The organism is Rickettsia felis URRWXCal2, from assembly GCA_000012145.1.
GTDB lineage: Bacteria > Pseudomonadota > Alphaproteobacteria > Rickettsiales > Rickettsiaceae > Rickettsia > Rickettsia felis.
Window position 1 is genome coordinate 673,412 of record CP000053.1, and the last position, 16,376, is coordinate 689,787.

A 16,376-nucleotide genomic window follows, 5' to 3' on the forward strand; every position below is an offset into this window, starting at 1 on the left:
GGATTAGTTCCATCTTCATCATCCTGTGGACAAGCCGTCTTTGTTGCATGGCTCGGAAAACGCGTTCGATGTCATTCCCGCGTAGGCGGGAATCCAGCATAAAGCGAGATTAATCGAGCTTTTAATTTTAAAAGCTCACTGCTTTTATGTTTGTTTTTTCTGGATTCCTGCTTTCACAGGGATGCATAGAAACCATGCAACAATACCAGACAAGCCACGGGATGGCATCATGAAAAACATAATTAGTTAGCCGCCAATTTTGGATTCTTGCCATTCATGGCTGTCTTGTTCTTACTTGCAATCCAATTGTCGAAATCCTCTTTGCTTACTACTTCTATAGCAATCGGCATGAAGCCGTGATTGATGCCGCAAAGCTCCGAGCATTGTCCGTAATATACACCTTTCTTGGCAACTCTTGTCCATGTTTCATTAATTCTTCCAGGCACTGCATCTATTTTAAACCCAAGTGACGGAACGGCAAAACTATGTATTACGTCACCTGCGGTAATGAGAAACCTTACGGTAGCATTTTCAGGTATAACAATTCGATTATCAACGTCTAATAATCTTTTTTGGTCAGGTTTTAAATTCTCATCAGAGATCATTACGCTATCAAATTCTAAATTATCATGATCAGGATATATATAATGCCAATACCATTGATAACCTACTACTTTAATAGTTAAATCCGTTTCGGGTATTTTTTCGGCATGACGCAATATTCTAAAAGACGGCACTGCAATAATAACTAAAATTATAATAGGGATTACAGTCCAAATTATTTCTATTAAAACATTATGTGAAAATTTTGCCGGTACTGGATTATTTTTTGCATTAAATCTGATACATACAAAGCCAAGTAATCCGGCAACGAATAAAACAATAGCTGTTGAGATATAAAGCAGAAAATTATGAAAATGATGTAATTCCTCCATAATCGGACTTGCCGGAGGCTGGAACGTTACTTGCCAAGGTAACGGCTCGGAGGCAAAGCAATTACTACTAACAATCAAAAAACAAATTAAAGCAATAGACATCTTCCAAAATTTCGCTTCTAGAGGTAATTTATACGTCGAGCCTAGACTCGCATCTGCACGATTGCTTATGTATGCTGCGGTACGAGGTGAAGTGTCTCCTTTAAATTCCTCTCTATAAGCTGGTTTGGAAAGATGTCTAATAATATTTTTCATAGCACATATAAAGTTATTTCTATATATAATATAAATGTATATACAGTTTTATTAAAGTAAAAATCGATAAATTTTTGTAAAAACTACATATTTTTAATAATATTTGAGCTAGAAAGTGTTCCTATATTAGGATGTTGCAGTAAGTCAATAACTTCTATTACTTTCGCATTTATTAATTTTGCTTGAATTTGTTTATTTATTAACTGAGGATCGTGTTTTGTTACAGCAATTACAGCAGGACAAATATTTTGTACTAATCGGGCGTAATCATTAAAATCTTTTAGTTTAGGTAATATAAGTACTTTATCAACAAATGTGAAAGAACTTAAAATTTTTGCTCGTTGTAATTGATTATGTATAGGTTGACGTTTTTTATATTTAATAATTGTTTCGTCAGGCTCTAAAGCAACTATTAAGTATTTACCTTGTTTTTTAGCTTTGCGTAGAAATTCTATATGACCGTAATGTAATAAATCAAAACAACCGCCTACTAGAACTATTTCACTATTTATAGGGCAGTTTTTATTTAAAGAAATATTCTCATAATATTCTATTTTGGGCAGTTTGACAGCATTATGGTTAGATAAGCAGGACATAAGATTTATAAAAATTAATAGAAATAGGAAAAGTCTAGGCATAATCTTTCTCTATATAAGTTAATGAAAATTAACTTATATAAAAAATTTAATTTTAATCAATAAAAAACTAATAAAACAGAAATAAAACAAAATTTTATAATTTTCTATTGTAATTTGTTTATATATAGTTCATATTATTATTAGTAATGAAAAATTGATTCAAATAATCTTCAGAGCAATTTTAATGAATGATACCGCACTATCTTATGATTTTAATGACATATTACCATCATCTTTTATTAGTGCACGTCTCAGGAAAATTCTCACCTCTTCCTCCTTATTATTATTTATAGCATTAGTTGTTTTTGTCTCTTTTGCCGTTAATAATTATGTTAACGACACTTTATCCATAACTTTAGTACAACCTGATAGTAATGAAGAAGAAACAATTTCATTTAAAGAAGTAGTAGTAAAAAAAGGCGATACTATAAAGTCAATTTTGATAGAACAACATATTCCTAAAAATGAAATAGAAAAAATTGTAAGTTTAATAAAAGAGGGAAAATTATCTTCTGCTCTTAAAATAGGACAGCAAATTACTTTTGAATATGAAACAAAAATTACCGAAAACAAAGATGAAGATTTAACTTCAGAGGTAACATTCTTAAATAAAATCGTTATAATTATCGATAAGCTAAAAACTATTGAAGTAATTAGAGAAGGTGATAATTTCAAAGTTGCAGAAATTATAGTGCCTTTAACTAAGAAAGTTGCTAAATCATCGGTAAGTATTGAATCAAATTTTATGTCAGCCCTTAAAAAACTGGGTTTATCGAATAATAGTATAATAGAGCTGATTAATGCTTATGCTTATCAAATCGATTTTCAGCGTCAAATAAAAAGCGGCGATACTGCAACCGTAATAACGGAAAAATACGTAACGGAAGACGGTAAATTTTCTCATCACGGTAAAATCCTTTATGTTTCATTAAATCTTTCAGGAAAGGAATATAATATATATCGCTATTCGCATGATAATAAGGCAAATAATCAGGTGTTTTTTTCCGAAGACGGTAAGAGCGTAAAGAGAAGCTTACTTAAAACTCCGTTAAAGGTTATAAAAGTTTCTTCGCATTACGGTAATAGAAAACATCCGATACTCGGTTATACTAAAATGCATAAAGGAGTTGATTTTGCAGCTCCAACCGGTACGCCTATATATTCCGCAGGAAACGGAGTTATAACGGAGATAGGTTGGAAGTCGGGTTATGGAAAATTTATTCAGGTAAAACATAGTGGTACGCTATCTACTGCTTATGCTCATGCTTCAAATTTTGCAAAAAATTTAAAAGTAGGAAGCATAGTAAAACAGGGGCAGGTTATAGCATATGTCGGGAGTACCGGCAGAGCTACAGGTCCACATTTGCATTATGAAGTTAAAATTGACGGCAAACATGTTAATCCTATGTCGGTTAAAACAACACCGGGTGTAGAATTAAACGGAAAAAATTTAGAGAAATTTAAACAATTTAAAAAAGAAATAAAAACTTTAAATGTTAAGCTTGATAAGGAATTGCAAGTAGAGAAGGCAGCTGAGGTTTCTTTATAGAAAAATTGTCATTGCGAGGAGCGAAGCATTGTTGCAATCTCGTGCCAAAGTCCTGAGATTGCTTCGTCGAAACTTGCAGTTTCTTCTCGCAATGACGATAAAACCGATCCACGCAAAAAATAACATAAGAGCCATCATTCACAAAACATCTATGTTCCTACTCCTAAAAAAACTATATATAACATTTGCTCGTAGTAGTCGTATAATAATAACCTTAGTGATTATTGATCAGTTAAGTAAATGGTGGTTTATTGATGATTTAAGATGGAAGCCGGGCTTAATGCTTAAGGTTACTTCTTTCTTAAATATGGTTTATACTTGGAATTACGGTATTAGTTTTGGTCTAATGCGTGAATATTATCAATATAGCAATGCTATTTTTTTAATAACTAACACGCTTATTGTCTGTTATTTATATTATCTGATGATACGTTCAAAAACAATAGGGAGTTTTGCAGGTTATAGCTTTGTAATCGGCGGAGCTGTTGGTAATCTAATTGATAGATTTTTTAGAGGAGCAGTTTTTGACTTCATCCATTTTCATTATCAGAATTATAGCTTCCCCGTATTTAATTTAGCTGATTGCTTTATTACAATAGGAGTAATTATCTTAATAGAAGATTATTATAGTACTAAAAAAGTTATTGAAGAAAAGGCTAAAGGGAATTATGATAATGCTCAAATTGAAGCTATGGCTGAAAAAATTCGTAATGCCGGTCATAACGGGGACGATATAGTGAATTAACTTGGGCTAGGGACGGTTAATTTAAAAGCGAGACTGCACAGCGTATATATAATACGTGAGCACAGTCGAGGCTTGCAAAATTGATTGTTCCTAGTCCAAGTTAAAAAATTATAAAATATAATTTTAATTAAAGGTGTATTAAGTGAAAAAGATTTTTTTATTAGTTACTGTCTTATTAATTACTTCTGCTTGTAGTAAAAAGTTAAAAGAAACCGTAGGTATATCAACAGCCGGACCTAATGAGTATCAAGTACAGCGTGCTAAAGCACTAGAAGTTCCGCCTCATTATTATTTGCCTGATCCCGGGAATAGTAAATCGACCTATAATAATATAAAAGGACAGGGTGAATTTAATGAAGGTGAACAAGCTTTAATGCAAGAGATAAACTAAGAATTGTTATTTTAACGTCATTGCGAGGAGAGGCAAAGCCTCGACGTGGCAATCTCGAGAGTTTATATACTGTTTCATGAGATTGCCGTGCTCCTTTCAGTCGCTCGCAATGACGTTGTTCTTTCAAATTAACTCATGAATTCTCATACAAAACAAAAAATAGGTGTTTTTGGGCTTGGTAAAACCGGTATATCGGTTTATGAAGAGCTGCAAGGTAAATGTGACGTAATTGTTTATGATGATTTAAAAGCAAATAGAGATATATTTGAAGAATTATATACCAACAACTCAATTGCTGCTTTATCTGATTCAAGATGGCAAAATTTAGATAAAATTGTCTTAAGCCCTGGAATTCCTTTAACGCATAAGATAGCAGGTATTGCAAAAAATTTTAATATTCCAATCATTTCTGATATAGATTTATTATTTGAAAAATCAAAAAATTTAAACTTTATTGCCGTAACCGGTACAAACGGTAAAAGTACTACTACTGCTTTAATAAGCCATATCTTAAATAGTAACGGTTTAGACTATCCGGTTGCCGGTAATATTGGAGTTCCTGCTTTGCAAGCTAAAGCAAGTAAGGATGGATATATACTTGAATTGTCTTCTTTTCAGCTAGATCTAGTAAAAACCTTTACAGCTAAAATAGCAGTACTTCTTAATATCACTCCCGACCATCTAGATAGACATCAAGACATGACCGGTTATATTGCAGCAAAATCTAAGATTTTTGATCGAATGGATAAAGATAGTTATGCAGCAATTAATATTGATAATTATTATTGCCGTGAAATTTTTATGCTATTACAGCAAGAGCAGCGTATAAAACTAATTCCTTTTTCGGTTACTAAAATTCTTAAAAACGGCATTTCGGTAGTTGGTGATAAAATTAACGATAATGATATAAGTTATAAATTGCCGTTTAATAAAAATTTGCAAGGAACTCATAATTGCGAGAATATAGCTGCAAGCTATGCAGTAGCCAAAATAATAGGAGTAGAGTCTAAAAAAATACTTGAGTCTATAAGTAGTTTTCAAAGTTTACCTCATAGAATGCAATATATCGGTAGTATAAATAATATAGGTTTTTATAATGATAGTAAAGCAACAAATGCCATATCTGCCGTGCAATCAATTAAAGCACTAGATAATATTTACTGGCTTGCGGGAGGAATCCCTAAAGAGGGTGGTATTGAGGAAATAAAGCCTTATTTTAGTAAAATTAAGAAAGCTTATTTTTATGGTCAAGCTAAAGAAATATTTGCAAAAACTGCTAAGAATATAGTAGATTTTGTAATATGCGATAATCTTGAGCAGGCTTTTGATCTGGCTTATAAGGATGCAGTAGGTGATAACGCGGAGGTAAAAAATATCTTGTTAGCACCTAGTTGTAGCTCATATGATCAGTTTAAAAATTTTGAAGAGCGTGGCGAGTTGTTTATGAAGTTATCCAAACGTCATTGCGAGGAAATTACAAAGTAATTGACGAAGCAATCTCGGGCGAATTCCTGAGATTGCCACGCGGTCTTCGACCGCTCGCAATGACGAAAAGGGCATATAATATGAATAACGAAATATCTAATAATTTTATAAAATTATGGTGGCGGAGTACCGATAGGCAAATAATAATTTCTTTAATTATCTTATTTGCTTTTAGTTTAATGCTGGTTACTACCTCAGGTTCAGCAGTAGCAAGTAGAATAGGGCTTGAGGAAAGTTATTTTGCATCTAGACAAATATTTTATTTAGCTGCCGCTTCAGGGCTTATATTATTATTTTCATGTCTTAATAAAAAATGGTTAAGGCGTTTTGCAATAGTTGGGTTTATTGCTAGTATAGTTTTATTAATAGCAGTTAAATTTTTTGGTTATGAAGTAAAAGGGGCAGTGCGATGGATTAATATTTTAGGCCTATCTATTCAGCCTTCGGAATTTATCAAACCGTTTTTTGCAGTCGTTACGGGCTGGATATTATCGCTAAAATTTAATGATGATTTTCCAAGTTTTACGATTTGTGTAATACTTTATTCTATTGTTGCTATTCTCTTAATTATTCAGCCGGATTTTGGAATGCTTGTAATGATTACGGCAGTTTTCGGTATTCAGCTGTTTATTGCGGGTATGCCGATATTTTGGATTGTTCTAGCCGGTTTTTTAGGAATGATAGGAGTAACTATCGCTTATTTTTGGTTACCGCACGTCACGCAAAGAATTAATTCATTTTTAGATCCCGATAGTAGCGAGAATTATCAAGTTAGTAAGTCTCTTAAGGCTTTTGAGCATGGCGGGTTATATGGACGAGGTCCAGGGGAGGGAGCAGTAAAGCAGGTACTACCCGATTCGCATACGGATTTTATTTTTGCTGTAGCAGGTGAGGAATTTGGTGCTATTATTTGCCTTATTGTTATAGGTATATTTGCTTTTATAGTATTAAGAAGTCTTATTAAGTTATTAAACGAAACAGATAAATTTGTACAATTCGCTGCTAGTGGTATAATTGCACAATTAGGGCTTCAGGCAATAATTAATATGGGTGTGACCTTGCATTTACTTCCTACTAAAGGTATGACATTACCGTTTATTAGTTACGGTGGTTCTTCAACGCTTGCAATAGCTATCGCTACCGGTATGCTTCTTGGCTTTACAAGACACCGAACTCCTTTAAATTCGTACAAAATTCGTAATATTGAAATATGAAAAAAATAATTTTAGTAGCAGGTGGTACGGGCGGGCATTTTTTCCCGGCTGTTGCTCTTGGAGAAGAATTAATCAAGCGTGGATATGAAGTTCATTTTATTACTGATTTAAGATGCCAAAAATATATAAATCAGAATATGGGGTTAATTTTTCATATCTTAGATTTAAAACGCTCAGATAATATTTTTTTATTTTTACCAAACTTATCAATTGCGATCTTAAAAGCTATTAAATTATTATATAATATCAGGTCTTCAGTTATTATAGGATTTGGCGGTTATCCTGTTATAGCTCCAATGTTTGCAGCAATTTTTTTAAGAGTACCGATTATAATTTATGAACAGAATTCTTACCTTGGAAAAGTTAATAAATTTTTTGCAAGCTTTGCTAAAAAGATAGCTATTTCTTATGAAGACGTAAAAAATTTACCAGAATTTGTAAAAAGTAAAATAGTAGTTACCGGTGGGATAGTTAGGGAGAATATTAGAAATGTATGTCATTCCCGCGAAAGCGGGAATGACATAAAGAGAAGCAAAGATAATATCTTTACCGTATTCATCTTTGGCGGTAGTCAAGGAGCTAAGCTATTTTCAGAGCTGATACCTGCAAGTATTCAAATTTTAATGCAAAAACAGCCAAATCTTAAATTAAATATAATCCAGCAAGCAGCATTAGATGATCAAGTAAAAATAAAAGATATATACTCGAAATTAAACATTAATTATGAATTTGCCGAATTCTTTGATAATATGGCATTAAAATATAAAGAAGCTGATTTAGTGATTTCAAGAGCAGGAGCATCTACTATAGAAGAATTGACCTATATAGGGTTGCCGGCAATTTTTATCCCGCTGCCTAGTGCTGCGGATAATCATCAATATTACAATGCAAAATTGCTTGCAGATAAAAAAGCAGGATGGTGTTTAGAGCAGAATAGCATTTCTGCCGAGGAATTAGCAGATAAAATACTCGATTTGATAAATAATCCTAAGATATTAGAGGATACTTCACAAAATTTATTAAAAAGAAGAAAAGAAGGGCATGTGTTATTAAGTGATTTAATAGAAAGAGTGATTTAGGTTCTGTTTTCCGTCATTGCGAGGAAAAACTGTAAGTTTTGACGAAGCAATCTCATGCTAAAGTCCTGAGATTGCCATGCTCCTTTTAGTCGCTCGCAATGACGTGGTGGGAAACATACAACAAGACCAAAAATACCTCAGAATAACAATAATTTAATTAAGCCCACAGAAGTTCGGTTCTTTATCCTTGCAAGTTTAGCTATTATGTGGCATTAATCATAATAAAAGTTTTTGAATAATATAAATATATGTTAAAAAAAATTATAATATTATTTTTAGGAATGTTTTTACTTTCGGCTTGTACCGATAATTTTAGAAGCTATTTTCAAAGATCTGCAAATAATAGATTGGTTGATAGTAAAGGTGCTAAAGGCGGCAAAAGAAAACCTGTATATAATAATAAATATATTACTTTGGCTAAAAAGAATATAGTAGAAGATAATCTTGATGATGATAACGACGATGATGATGACTATGATAGCGATAGTCCTTTAAGAGGAGAAAGAATCGATCCTGTAAAGAGAAATCGTGATATGTATCTTAAGATGATTAAAAGAGATATAGCAAGGCAAAAAGCAGAATCCGGCTTCGCTGAATCCGACGACGATATGACTTTAAATAGAGCAAATAAAAAGGTTAGAAAAGACGATAGCGATAAAGAAAAAAGGATGCAAGAGGAATTAAATCAGATAAAAGCAATGCTTAGAGAAACTAAGCGTGATATATCAAAATATACTTGTCCAAATGCTACGGTAAACCAAAATTATGCACCGCCCGTTACAAATTATGAACCTGTAAATTATCCACCGGTAAAAAATAGTAAGCCGTATAATAACAATTCTAAGGTAAAGCAAAAATTTATCCGTGAAGATGATGATAACGGTAGTAATGCTTGTTCGATATAATATATATCATTTTGCATGGCTACCAAATCGTCATTGCGAGGAGCGAAGCGACGTGGCAATCCAGAAAAAATAATAAAAAAATTCTGTAAATCAGAATTTTTAACTGGATTGCTTCGTCGAATTACTATGTAATCCTTCTCGCAATGACGAAAAACTGAGCCATGCAACAAGACCGGTCAAGTCACGGTATGACAATTGTAATATATTTATCACTATTTAATAGATTTATTGTTTTTCAAATAAGATTATTATTTATTAATAAAAATTAATATTTGAATATAGAAATATGTTGAATTTATTAATAGGTATATTATGAAAAGTAAACTCTCAGTAAGTACCGCTAGTCTTACCTCTATAAAAGGCCTTCAAAACCTTATTGTTGCTGAAATAAAAGAATTAACAAAAAAATTACATTTTAAAGATTAAGAGCTTGAAAAAGCTTATGGGATGGCTTCAGATGATGTTTCTATTCAAGCAACAAGAGAACAGATATTATATGCTTTAAAAGCTGTAGAATCTGCAAAACAACATTTGACAGACAAGACACAAGAATTTTGTAATAAATTAAATGACTACGGCATTTGTGTTGCTTACTCATTTGCTAATTATAAAAGAAGCGGTAAGGATATATTAGAATTTGTATCACCTTATTTATTAAAAAACGCATCTGATATGGAATATATTAAGGCATATATTCCTGAAGCATATATAAAAGAAAGTAATAAAAATGATGCTATGGAATTGTTTGGTAAACGAGAGGTAAGAGACTATTTAGATCAAAAGTCTTCTGAGTTAGTAAGCAAATCGCCTGTACCGTCTACCCCTTCTACAACAGACACATTTAATTATGATAGTGATGAAATTACGGTTGCCGGAGAAGAGAAAACGACGCCGAATACTGAACAAGCTTGATAACGCTGTCATTCTGTGGTTTGTCCACGGGGTCTAGTTAAAAATACTAATATTATTAGTATTTTTAATTGTTTTTATGGATACCGTGGTCGAGCCACGGTATGACACCGAACGGGTTTCTCGAGCCATACAACAATGTTAATCTTTCCAATTTAATTCCAGATAGCTTCTAATTTCAGCTTTGTAATTGCTATTTTTTAACCATCTCTTAGCTGCTTCTAAATATAGGAAAATTATCGGTGTAATATAAAGAGTAAGTAATTGTGATGTGAGTAGGCCGCCAACTACGGCAAGTCCTAACGATCTTCTCTCTGCTCCCGTTGTTCCGACTCCAAGAGCAATAGGCATAGCTCCCATTAGAGCCGCTAAGGTAGTCATCATAATCGGTCTGAATCTTATTATACATGCTTCATAGATTGCTTCATGCGAAGATTTATTGTCGGTTCTCTCAAGTTCTAGAGCAAAATCGATTATCATAATAGCGTTTTTCTTAACGATACCGATTAGCATAATAAGCCCGACAAATCCGTACATATCAAGCTCGCTATTAAATATTAGCAATGTAAGTAATGCTCCGAATATAGCAGTAGGTAGTCCCGAAAGTATGGTTATCGGGTGTACGAAGCTTTCATATAACATGCCAAGGATAATGTAAATGACTATAACGGCAAGCCCAAGCAATAAACCAAGATCGGAAAAAGACGACTGAAATGCTTGAGCCGTTCCTTGGAAGCTTCCCGTAATCGTAGCCGGCATTTGTAGGCCTTTTATTGCTTGATTAACTTTTGGAACGGCATCACTAATTGAATACCCGTCTTGTAGGTTAAATGATACTGTAACCGAAGGTAATTGCCCGAAATGTGAAATACTAAGAGGACCGACATTATTAACGATTTTAGCAAGCGTCGTTAACGGTACTAAATTGCCGTTTGCAGAGTTAATATTGACTAAAGATAACATTGATGAATCTGTTTGATATTTAGGGTCTAGCTCTAAAATAACGTCATATTGAGCTGTTGGGGTATATAATGTTGAAATCTGCTCAGCACCGTAAGCCGCATATAAGATATTCTGTATTTGCTCTACCGATATACCGAGTTTTGCAGCCTTATATCTATCAATCTGCACTAAGGTTTGTGGCTGTGCTATTTGTAAGTCTGAAGTTACGTCAGTAAAACCCGGCAGTCGTGCGAGTTTGTCCTTTAATTTCGGTGTAAAGCTAAATAGCTCATCTTGATCGAGTCCTTGCATAGTATATTGATATTGGCTTTTGGTTGCCTGTCCGCCAATCGTAATGGTTGGTACGTTCTGGATATATACCCTTAAACCTACTAAATGATTTAGTTTTGAGCGTAGCTGGTCAATTACCTCGTCTGCCCCAATTCGTTGATTTCTTGGTTTTAAGCTAATAAAGATTGTACCCTGATTGACGGCAGAATTTCTACCTGAAACACCGACTGCCGAAAAGAATGAATCTATATTAGGATTTTTAAGTAATACATCGCTTACTTGCTGTTGTTCTTTGACCATCGCATCAAAGGAAATAGTTTGGGCTGCTTCAGTAAAAACTAAGATTTGTCCCGTATCGGAATCAAGCATAAAACCTTTACAGACTTTCCCAAATAAATAAGCCGTTGCGATAATAATATAAGCATAGTAGTTTTTGAATGCTCTACTACCGTTTTTAAGCTGCTACTATATTTTTGTTTAACATATTCAAAGGCTTTTTCTGTTAATAATGATTCGTCATTGCGAGGCGTCAAAGACGCCGTGGCAATCTCGGTTTGGTGTCCTGAGATTGCTTCGTCACTACGTTCCTCGCAATGACGGTCTTTTAAAAACACATTACATAGCATTGGAGTTACTGTTATCGAAATAACTCCCGAAAGTAAAATAGCGGTAGTAATAACAACGGCAAGTTCGTGCAGTAATTTCCCTAAAATTCCGCTCATAAATAATATCGGAATGAATACTGCCATTAGGGATAAAGTCATTGAGACGATAGTAAATCCTATTTCTTTAGTACCGTTGATACATGCCGCTATTTTACCTTCACCTTTTTCCATATGTCGTGTGATGTTTTCAAGCACTACTATTGCATCGTCTACCACGAAACCCATCGCAAGCGTTAGAGCCATTAAAGACATATTATCGATGCTAAAGCCGAATAAGTACATAAAGGCAAAAGTACCGACAATAGATAAGGGGAGGGCAATAGTTGGAATAATCACGGATCGTAAATTATGCAGAAAGAGAAATATAGCAATCACTACAAGTATTAAAGCAAGTAACATAGTAAAATTAGCATCATTTACCGATTCTCTGATAGAGAAATTGACCTATCAAACATGATATTAATATTAACACCCTTAGGGATTTGTCTGCGGAGTAACGGCAATACTTCTTTTATAGAGTCGACTATTTCAATAGTATTAGTATCCGGTTGTTTCTGAATAGCAAGTATTACCCCCGGCTTATCCCTATACCAAGCGGCTATTTTATTGTTAGCTACGCTATCGATGGCTTTACCTATATTTTTAAGAAAAAGCGGATTACCGTTTTTATAAGTTAGTATTAAATCGTTATATTCTTTAGCATTTTGTAACTGCCCGGGGACTCTAATGCTTGAGTAGAGATCTTTGCCGTATAAAGCTCCGGTCGGTAAATTAATGTTGGCAGAGCTGATAATATTTGATACTTGGTCAAGCCCTATATTATTTGCTGCCATTTTAACAGGGTCAACCTGCACACGCACTGCATATTGCTGTGAGCCGTAAACTTGTACCTGTGCAACGCCCGGTAACATTGATAAACGCTCAGCCATAATTGTTTCAGCGTAATAGTCAACGGTATATAAGGGTAGAGTATCAGAGGTTAAAGATAAATAAAATATAGGTGCGTCGGCAGGATTTACTTTACGATATGAGGGCGGGGTAGGTAAGTCGTTCGGTAATTGTTTAGCGGCGGATGAAATAGCTGCTTGTACGTCTTGTGCTGCGGCATCTATATCTCGGTCTAAATTAAATTGCAAAGTAATTTGAGTAGTGCCGTTACTATTAACCGAACTCATCGAATCAATATCGGATATTGTCGAGAATTGCTTTTCAAGCGGTAATGCAACCGAAGATGCCATAGTAGTCGGGTCAGCTCCAGGCAAGCTTACTGAAACCTGAATAGTCGGGAAATCGATATCAGGTAAAACGCTTACCGGTAATAGCTTATAGCCGAATGCTCCAAACAGTAAAATAGTTGCCATAAATAAAGTAGCAAGAACCGGACGCTTAATAAATATTTCTGAAATACCCAATTATTCCTCACTCCTGTCATCCCGTGGCTTGTCCACGGGATCCAGAAAATAACTAAAAATACTAATAATATTTAGTATTTTTAACTGGATTCCGTGAATAAATCACAGGATGACACTGAAAACGTTTTTCGACCCACGATTTGGTATTACTCCTCCCTAACGCTCACCTCTGTTCCGTTAGATAATCGTAGCTGCCCATTGGTTATCACTGTTTCTCCCTCATCTATACCGCTTTTAATAACAATAAAATCATCATTAGAAAAAACTATATCTATATTCTTAACCACGGCTTTATTATCTTTATTAACAACAAATACATAAGGACCTTGATCGTTAGTTTGCATTGCCTTAGACGGAACTATTAGAGCAGCTTTTTCGATGTAAATTGTTAAAGATACACGTACGAACTGCCCAGGCCATAATATTTCATCATTATTAAGCAGTGTTGCTTTGACTTTGATAGTGCCGCTATTTGGGTCAATTGCATTGTCGACAAAAACGATTTCACCGTCTTTAATTTCTTGGTCGTTTACAGTTCTAACCGTCAAAGCTAAGTCATTAGATTTTTGAGATTTATTAATACGATCTAGATATTCTTCAGGTACGGAGAAACTGACATAAATAGGTGAGATAGTATTTATAGTTACTAAACTCGCAAAATCCGGCGACACTAAATCACCTATATCTACATTACTCTCACTAAGTTTACCGTCAAAAGGAGCTACTATTTTTGAATACTCGATTTGTAAATTAGCATCTGCAATAATTGCTTTATCTCGCTCAACAGAGGCTTTAAGCATATTCATATTAGTTAGCATCTGTAAATATTGCTCTTCCAAAACGGCTTTTTCTTGATATAAAGCACGATATCTTGCTTCTTCTTTTATAGCATTTTCGAGGTTATAAGTATCACTTAGTAAATTTGCTTGTGCTTGTTGTAATTGATTTTGAAACGGACGAGAATCGATTTCATATAATAAATCACCTGCTTTTACTTCTTGTCCATCATCAAAATTTACACTTAATATTTGTCCTGTAACTTGAGGTCTAATATCGGCACTTTGGTAAGTTTCAGCCGCTCCTGCAAGTTCTATCACATAAGGTACGTCTTTTTTGATAACTTTTGTTACCTCAACCGGAGCTGCTATTATTATTTGTTTATTACTTTTATGATGATGCTTTATTACCCAAACCACTAATATTACCGCTAGTACTAGTAATGTAATCAATATCAAATTCCGCATTAGCCTCCTTGCATAACTTGCTTCTAAGGGTAATTTGTGCGTCGATCCGGTACTCGCATCCTCACGTACTAAAGTGTACGCTGCGGTGCTGCGTTCCGTGTCTCCTACAAATTCCTCCTTATTAGCTGCGTTATGCAAGAAGTCTATTATTGTTTTAAGCATTGTTTTAATATGTTTGTTTATATTAATGTCTGCGATACCAAATCGTCATTGCGAGCAGCCGTAGGCTGCGTGGCAATCTCATGAAATAATAACAAACTCCTGAGATTGCGGACGTACAATTACTTCGTAATTTTCCTCACAATGACGTTGCTCGTACTACCACTTTCCGCCCAAAGCATGGAAAATATTAACCATAGAACTTAGCTGTGAAAGTTTTATAGCCACCCCGTCAATTTCGTTTTGTAGTACGTTTTGTTTAGCTGTAAGCACTGTTAAGTAATCTATATTACCTCGTTTATAACGCTGAGCGGCAAGCTTAAATATAGATGTTAAAGCTGCTTCATTTTGTTGCCAAATATGAAAATTACTGTTTGATGTTTGCTCAAGCGATAAAGCATCCATAACTTCCCCGAAAGCTGTGCGTACTACTGATTTATATTGTGCTATATATTGTTCTTTAACACTTTCGGCAATTTGTACGTTAGCTCTAGTTTTGCCAAAATCAAAAATAGGTCCTGCTATGTTGCCGCCTATTTGCCAAGTCTGTGCTGAGCTGTTAAAGAGAGTATTAAGTTTATTGCTACCGAATCCTAATAAGCCTGTTAAAGAAAGTTGTGGAAAATAAGTAGCTTTTATGGCTTTTAAGTTTGCGTCTGCTGCTAGTAAATTCTGCTCTGCTGCTTTAATGTCAGGTCTTTGTTCTAAAAGCTCTGACGGTAATATTTTAGGTAATACCGGTAGAGCAGGGAAGTAATCTATTGGTTTATCACGATAAATTAAGCCGTTTACTATATTTTCAGGAGTCCTACCTACTAAAATTTTTAAAGCGGTTTCCTGCTCATGTCTTTGTTGTTTTAAAGGCGGTAATGATAAATTAGTAAGTGCAAGCTCGGAAGCAGCTTCACTAACCGATATTAAATCACCCACACCAAGATTATATAATTTCTGATTTAATTTATAAATTTCCGTTTGAGCCTCAATTAGCTTTTCAGTTAGATAGATTTGTTTGTCTAATGCTAAAAGATTAAAGTAACTCATAGTGACGTTACTTATAACTGATAAACGTACCGTTTCCTTGCTATTTTTTGTTCGATTTGCTCCTCCCTGTAAATTGATTTGTGGAAATCTATAAGAATTAACAAGGTTAAGTTGAGCTTTCGCTGCTAGCACATTACTCATTGCCAGCTCAATATCGGAGTTACCGGTTAAAGATTCTTCGATTAGCTGATTTAATACCGGATCGTTAAATTGTAGCCACCATTGCTGCGGCATATTATCTTTTTGTGCTAAAGAATAATTATTCCAAGTAGTAGGTAATGAGAGATTAGGGATAGTATTATTTTGTTTAGTACTACAACTACATAATAGAAATGACGAAATCGATATAATGAGGATATTTATACCATTTCTAGAGGTTATTATTGCGTGGATCAGCTTATCCGTCATTACGAGGAAATTGCATAGCAATTGACGAAGCAATCTCAGGATATTAAACGAGATTGCCACGTCGCTTCGCTCCTCGCAATGTCGATTATCTAGTAGGTTCATTAAAATA

Annotated in this window: 13 protein-coding genes and 3 pseudogenes; 8 read left to right on the plus strand and 8 right to left on the minus strand. The window is 34.2% G+C overall.

The window, feature by feature from the left end:
• Positions 1–242: 242 nt before the first annotated feature.
• Complete coding sequence (gene coxB / locus RF_RS03375; protein ID WP_011270959.1) at positions 243–1,190, minus strand: cytochrome c oxidase subunit II; 948 nt, start codon at positions 1,188–1,190, stop codon at positions 243–245.
• Between the two features lie 83 nt (positions 1,191–1,273).
• Positions 1,274–1,786 carry an FAD synthase family protein gene (locus RF_RS03380; RefSeq protein WP_231564241.1) on the minus strand — a complete coding sequence of 171 codons (513 nt, stop codon included), beginning with the start codon at positions 1,784–1,786 and terminating at the stop codon, positions 1,274–1,276.
• A gap of 226 nt (positions 1,787–2,012) precedes the next feature.
• On the opposite strand from RF_RS03380, the gene RF_RS03385 reads away from it, so the two are divergent.
• The 8 genes from RF_RS03385 to RF_RS10565 all read left to right on the plus strand — a co-directional run bounded on the left by RF_RS03385 (position 2,013) and on the right by RF_RS10565 (position 10,108).
• Positions 2,013–3,377 (plus strand): M23 family metallopeptidase, encoded by a 1,365-nt coding sequence (locus RF_RS03385; protein ID WP_011270961.1) that lies wholly within the window; start codon positions 2,013–2,015, stop codon positions 3,375–3,377.
• A 151-nt stretch (positions 3,378–3,528) separates the two neighbouring features.
• Complete coding sequence (lspA, locus tag RF_RS03390; RefSeq protein ID WP_041405317.1) at positions 3,529–4,122, plus strand: signal peptidase II; 594 nt, start codon at positions 3,529–3,531, stop codon at positions 4,120–4,122.
• Between the two features lie 142 nt (positions 4,123–4,264).
• Positions 4,265–4,513, plus strand: coding sequence for a DUF3035 domain-containing protein (locus RF_RS03395; protein ID WP_011270963.1), 249 nt, complete (start codon positions 4,265–4,267; stop codon positions 4,511–4,513).
• Between the two features lie 135 nt (positions 4,514–4,648).
• Positions 4,649–5,998 (plus strand): UDP-N-acetylmuramoyl-L-alanine--D-glutamate ligase, encoded by a 1,350-nt coding sequence (gene murD / locus RF_RS03400; protein ID WP_011270964.1) that lies wholly within the window; start codon positions 4,649–4,651, stop codon positions 5,996–5,998.
• A gap of 80 nt (positions 5,999–6,078) precedes the next feature.
• Positions 6,079–7,212, plus strand: coding sequence for a putative lipid II flippase FtsW (gene ftsW / locus RF_RS03405; RefSeq protein WP_039594980.1), 1,134 nt, complete (start codon positions 6,079–6,081; stop codon positions 7,210–7,212).
• Complete coding sequence (murG, locus tag RF_RS03410; RefSeq protein ID WP_011270966.1) at positions 7,209–8,291, plus strand: undecaprenyldiphospho-muramoylpentapeptide beta-N-acetylglucosaminyltransferase; 1,083 nt, start codon at positions 7,209–7,211, stop codon at positions 8,289–8,291. Before ftsW ends, murG begins: the two co-directional genes overlap by 4 nt.
• 248 nt (positions 8,292–8,539) lie before the next feature.
• Positions 8,540–9,196: a hypothetical protein gene (locus RF_RS03415; protein WP_011270967.1), complete on the plus strand. Its 657-nt coding sequence runs from the start codon at positions 8,540–8,542 to the stop codon at positions 9,194–9,196.
• Between the two features lie 447 nt (positions 9,197–9,643).
• Positions 9,644–10,108, plus strand: a complete 465-nt coding sequence (locus RF_RS10565; protein ID WP_011270968.1) for a hypothetical protein — start codon at positions 9,644–9,646, stop codon at positions 10,106–10,108.
• Between the two features lie 36 nt (positions 10,109–10,144).
• Here RF_RS10565 and RF_RS11955 read toward each other — a convergent pair.
• The 6 genes and pseudogenes from RF_RS11955 to RF_RS03445 all read right to left on the minus strand — a co-directional run.
• A pseudogene (locus tag RF_RS11955) lies at positions 10,145–10,241 on the minus strand (permease); the annotation flags it as partial.
• 5 nt (positions 10,242–10,246) lie between these two features.
• Positions 10,247–12,402, minus strand: a pseudogene (locus RF_RS08850) (efflux RND transporter permease subunit).
• Between the two features lie 17 nt (positions 12,403–12,419).
• Complete coding sequence (locus RF_RS11395; RefSeq protein ID WP_011270971.1) at positions 12,420–13,415, minus strand: efflux RND transporter permease subunit; 996 nt, start codon at positions 13,413–13,415, stop codon at positions 12,420–12,422.
• 146 nt (positions 13,416–13,561) lie between these two features.
• Positions 13,562–14,659 (minus strand): efflux RND transporter periplasmic adaptor subunit, encoded by a 1,098-nt coding sequence (locus RF_RS08870; protein ID WP_486598756.1) that lies wholly within the window; start codon positions 14,657–14,659, stop codon positions 13,562–13,564.
• An 8-nt stretch (positions 14,660–14,667) separates the two neighbouring features.
• Positions 14,668–14,809: pseudogene (locus RF_RS11960) on the minus strand (palindromic element RPE1 domain-containing protein); the annotation flags it as partial.
• Between the two features lie 168 nt (positions 14,810–14,977).
• Positions 14,978–16,369 carry a TolC family protein gene (locus RF_RS03445; protein ID WP_011270973.1) on the minus strand — a complete coding sequence of 464 codons (1,392 nt, stop codon included), beginning with the start codon at positions 16,367–16,369 and terminating at the stop codon, positions 14,978–14,980.
• Positions 16,370–16,376: the final 7 nt, after the last annotated feature.

Coding starts and splice junctions, on each gene's coding strand:
- coxB (WP_011270959.1), bottom strand. CDS start 1,190: ATGAAAAATATTATTAGACATCTTTCCAAACCAGCTTATAGAGAGGAA.
- RF_RS03380 (WP_231564241.1), bottom strand. CDS start 1,786: ATGTCCTGCTTATCTAACCATAATGCTGTCAAACTGCCCAAAATAGAA.
- RF_RS03385 (WP_011270961.1), top strand. CDS start 2,013: ATGAATGATACCGCACTATCTTATGATTTTAATGACATATTACCATCA.
- lspA (WP_041405317.1), top strand. CDS start 3,529: ATGTTCCTACTCCTAAAAAAACTATATATAACATTTGCTCGTAGTAGT.
- murD (WP_011270964.1), top strand. CDS start 4,649: ATGAATTCTCATACAAAACAAAAAATAGGTGTTTTTGGGCTTGGTAAA.
- ftsW (WP_039594980.1), top strand. CDS start 6,079: ATGAATAACGAAATATCTAATAATTTTATAAAATTATGGTGGCGGAGT.
- murG (WP_011270966.1), top strand. CDS start 7,209: ATGAAAAAAATAATTTTAGTAGCAGGTGGTACGGGCGGGCATTTTTTC.
- RF_RS03415 (WP_011270967.1), top strand. CDS start 8,540: ATGTTAAAAAAAATTATAATATTATTTTTAGGAATGTTTTTACTTTCG.
- RF_RS10565 (WP_011270968.1), top strand. CDS start 9,644: ATGGCTTCAGATGATGTTTCTATTCAAGCAACAAGAGAACAGATATTA.
- RF_RS08870 (WP_486598756.1), bottom strand. CDS start 14,659: ATGCGGAATTTGATATTGATTACATTACTAGTACTAGCGGTAATATTA.
- RF_RS03445 (WP_011270973.1), bottom strand. CDS start 16,369: ATGAACCTACTAGATAATCGACATTGCGAGGAGCGAAGCGACGTGGCA.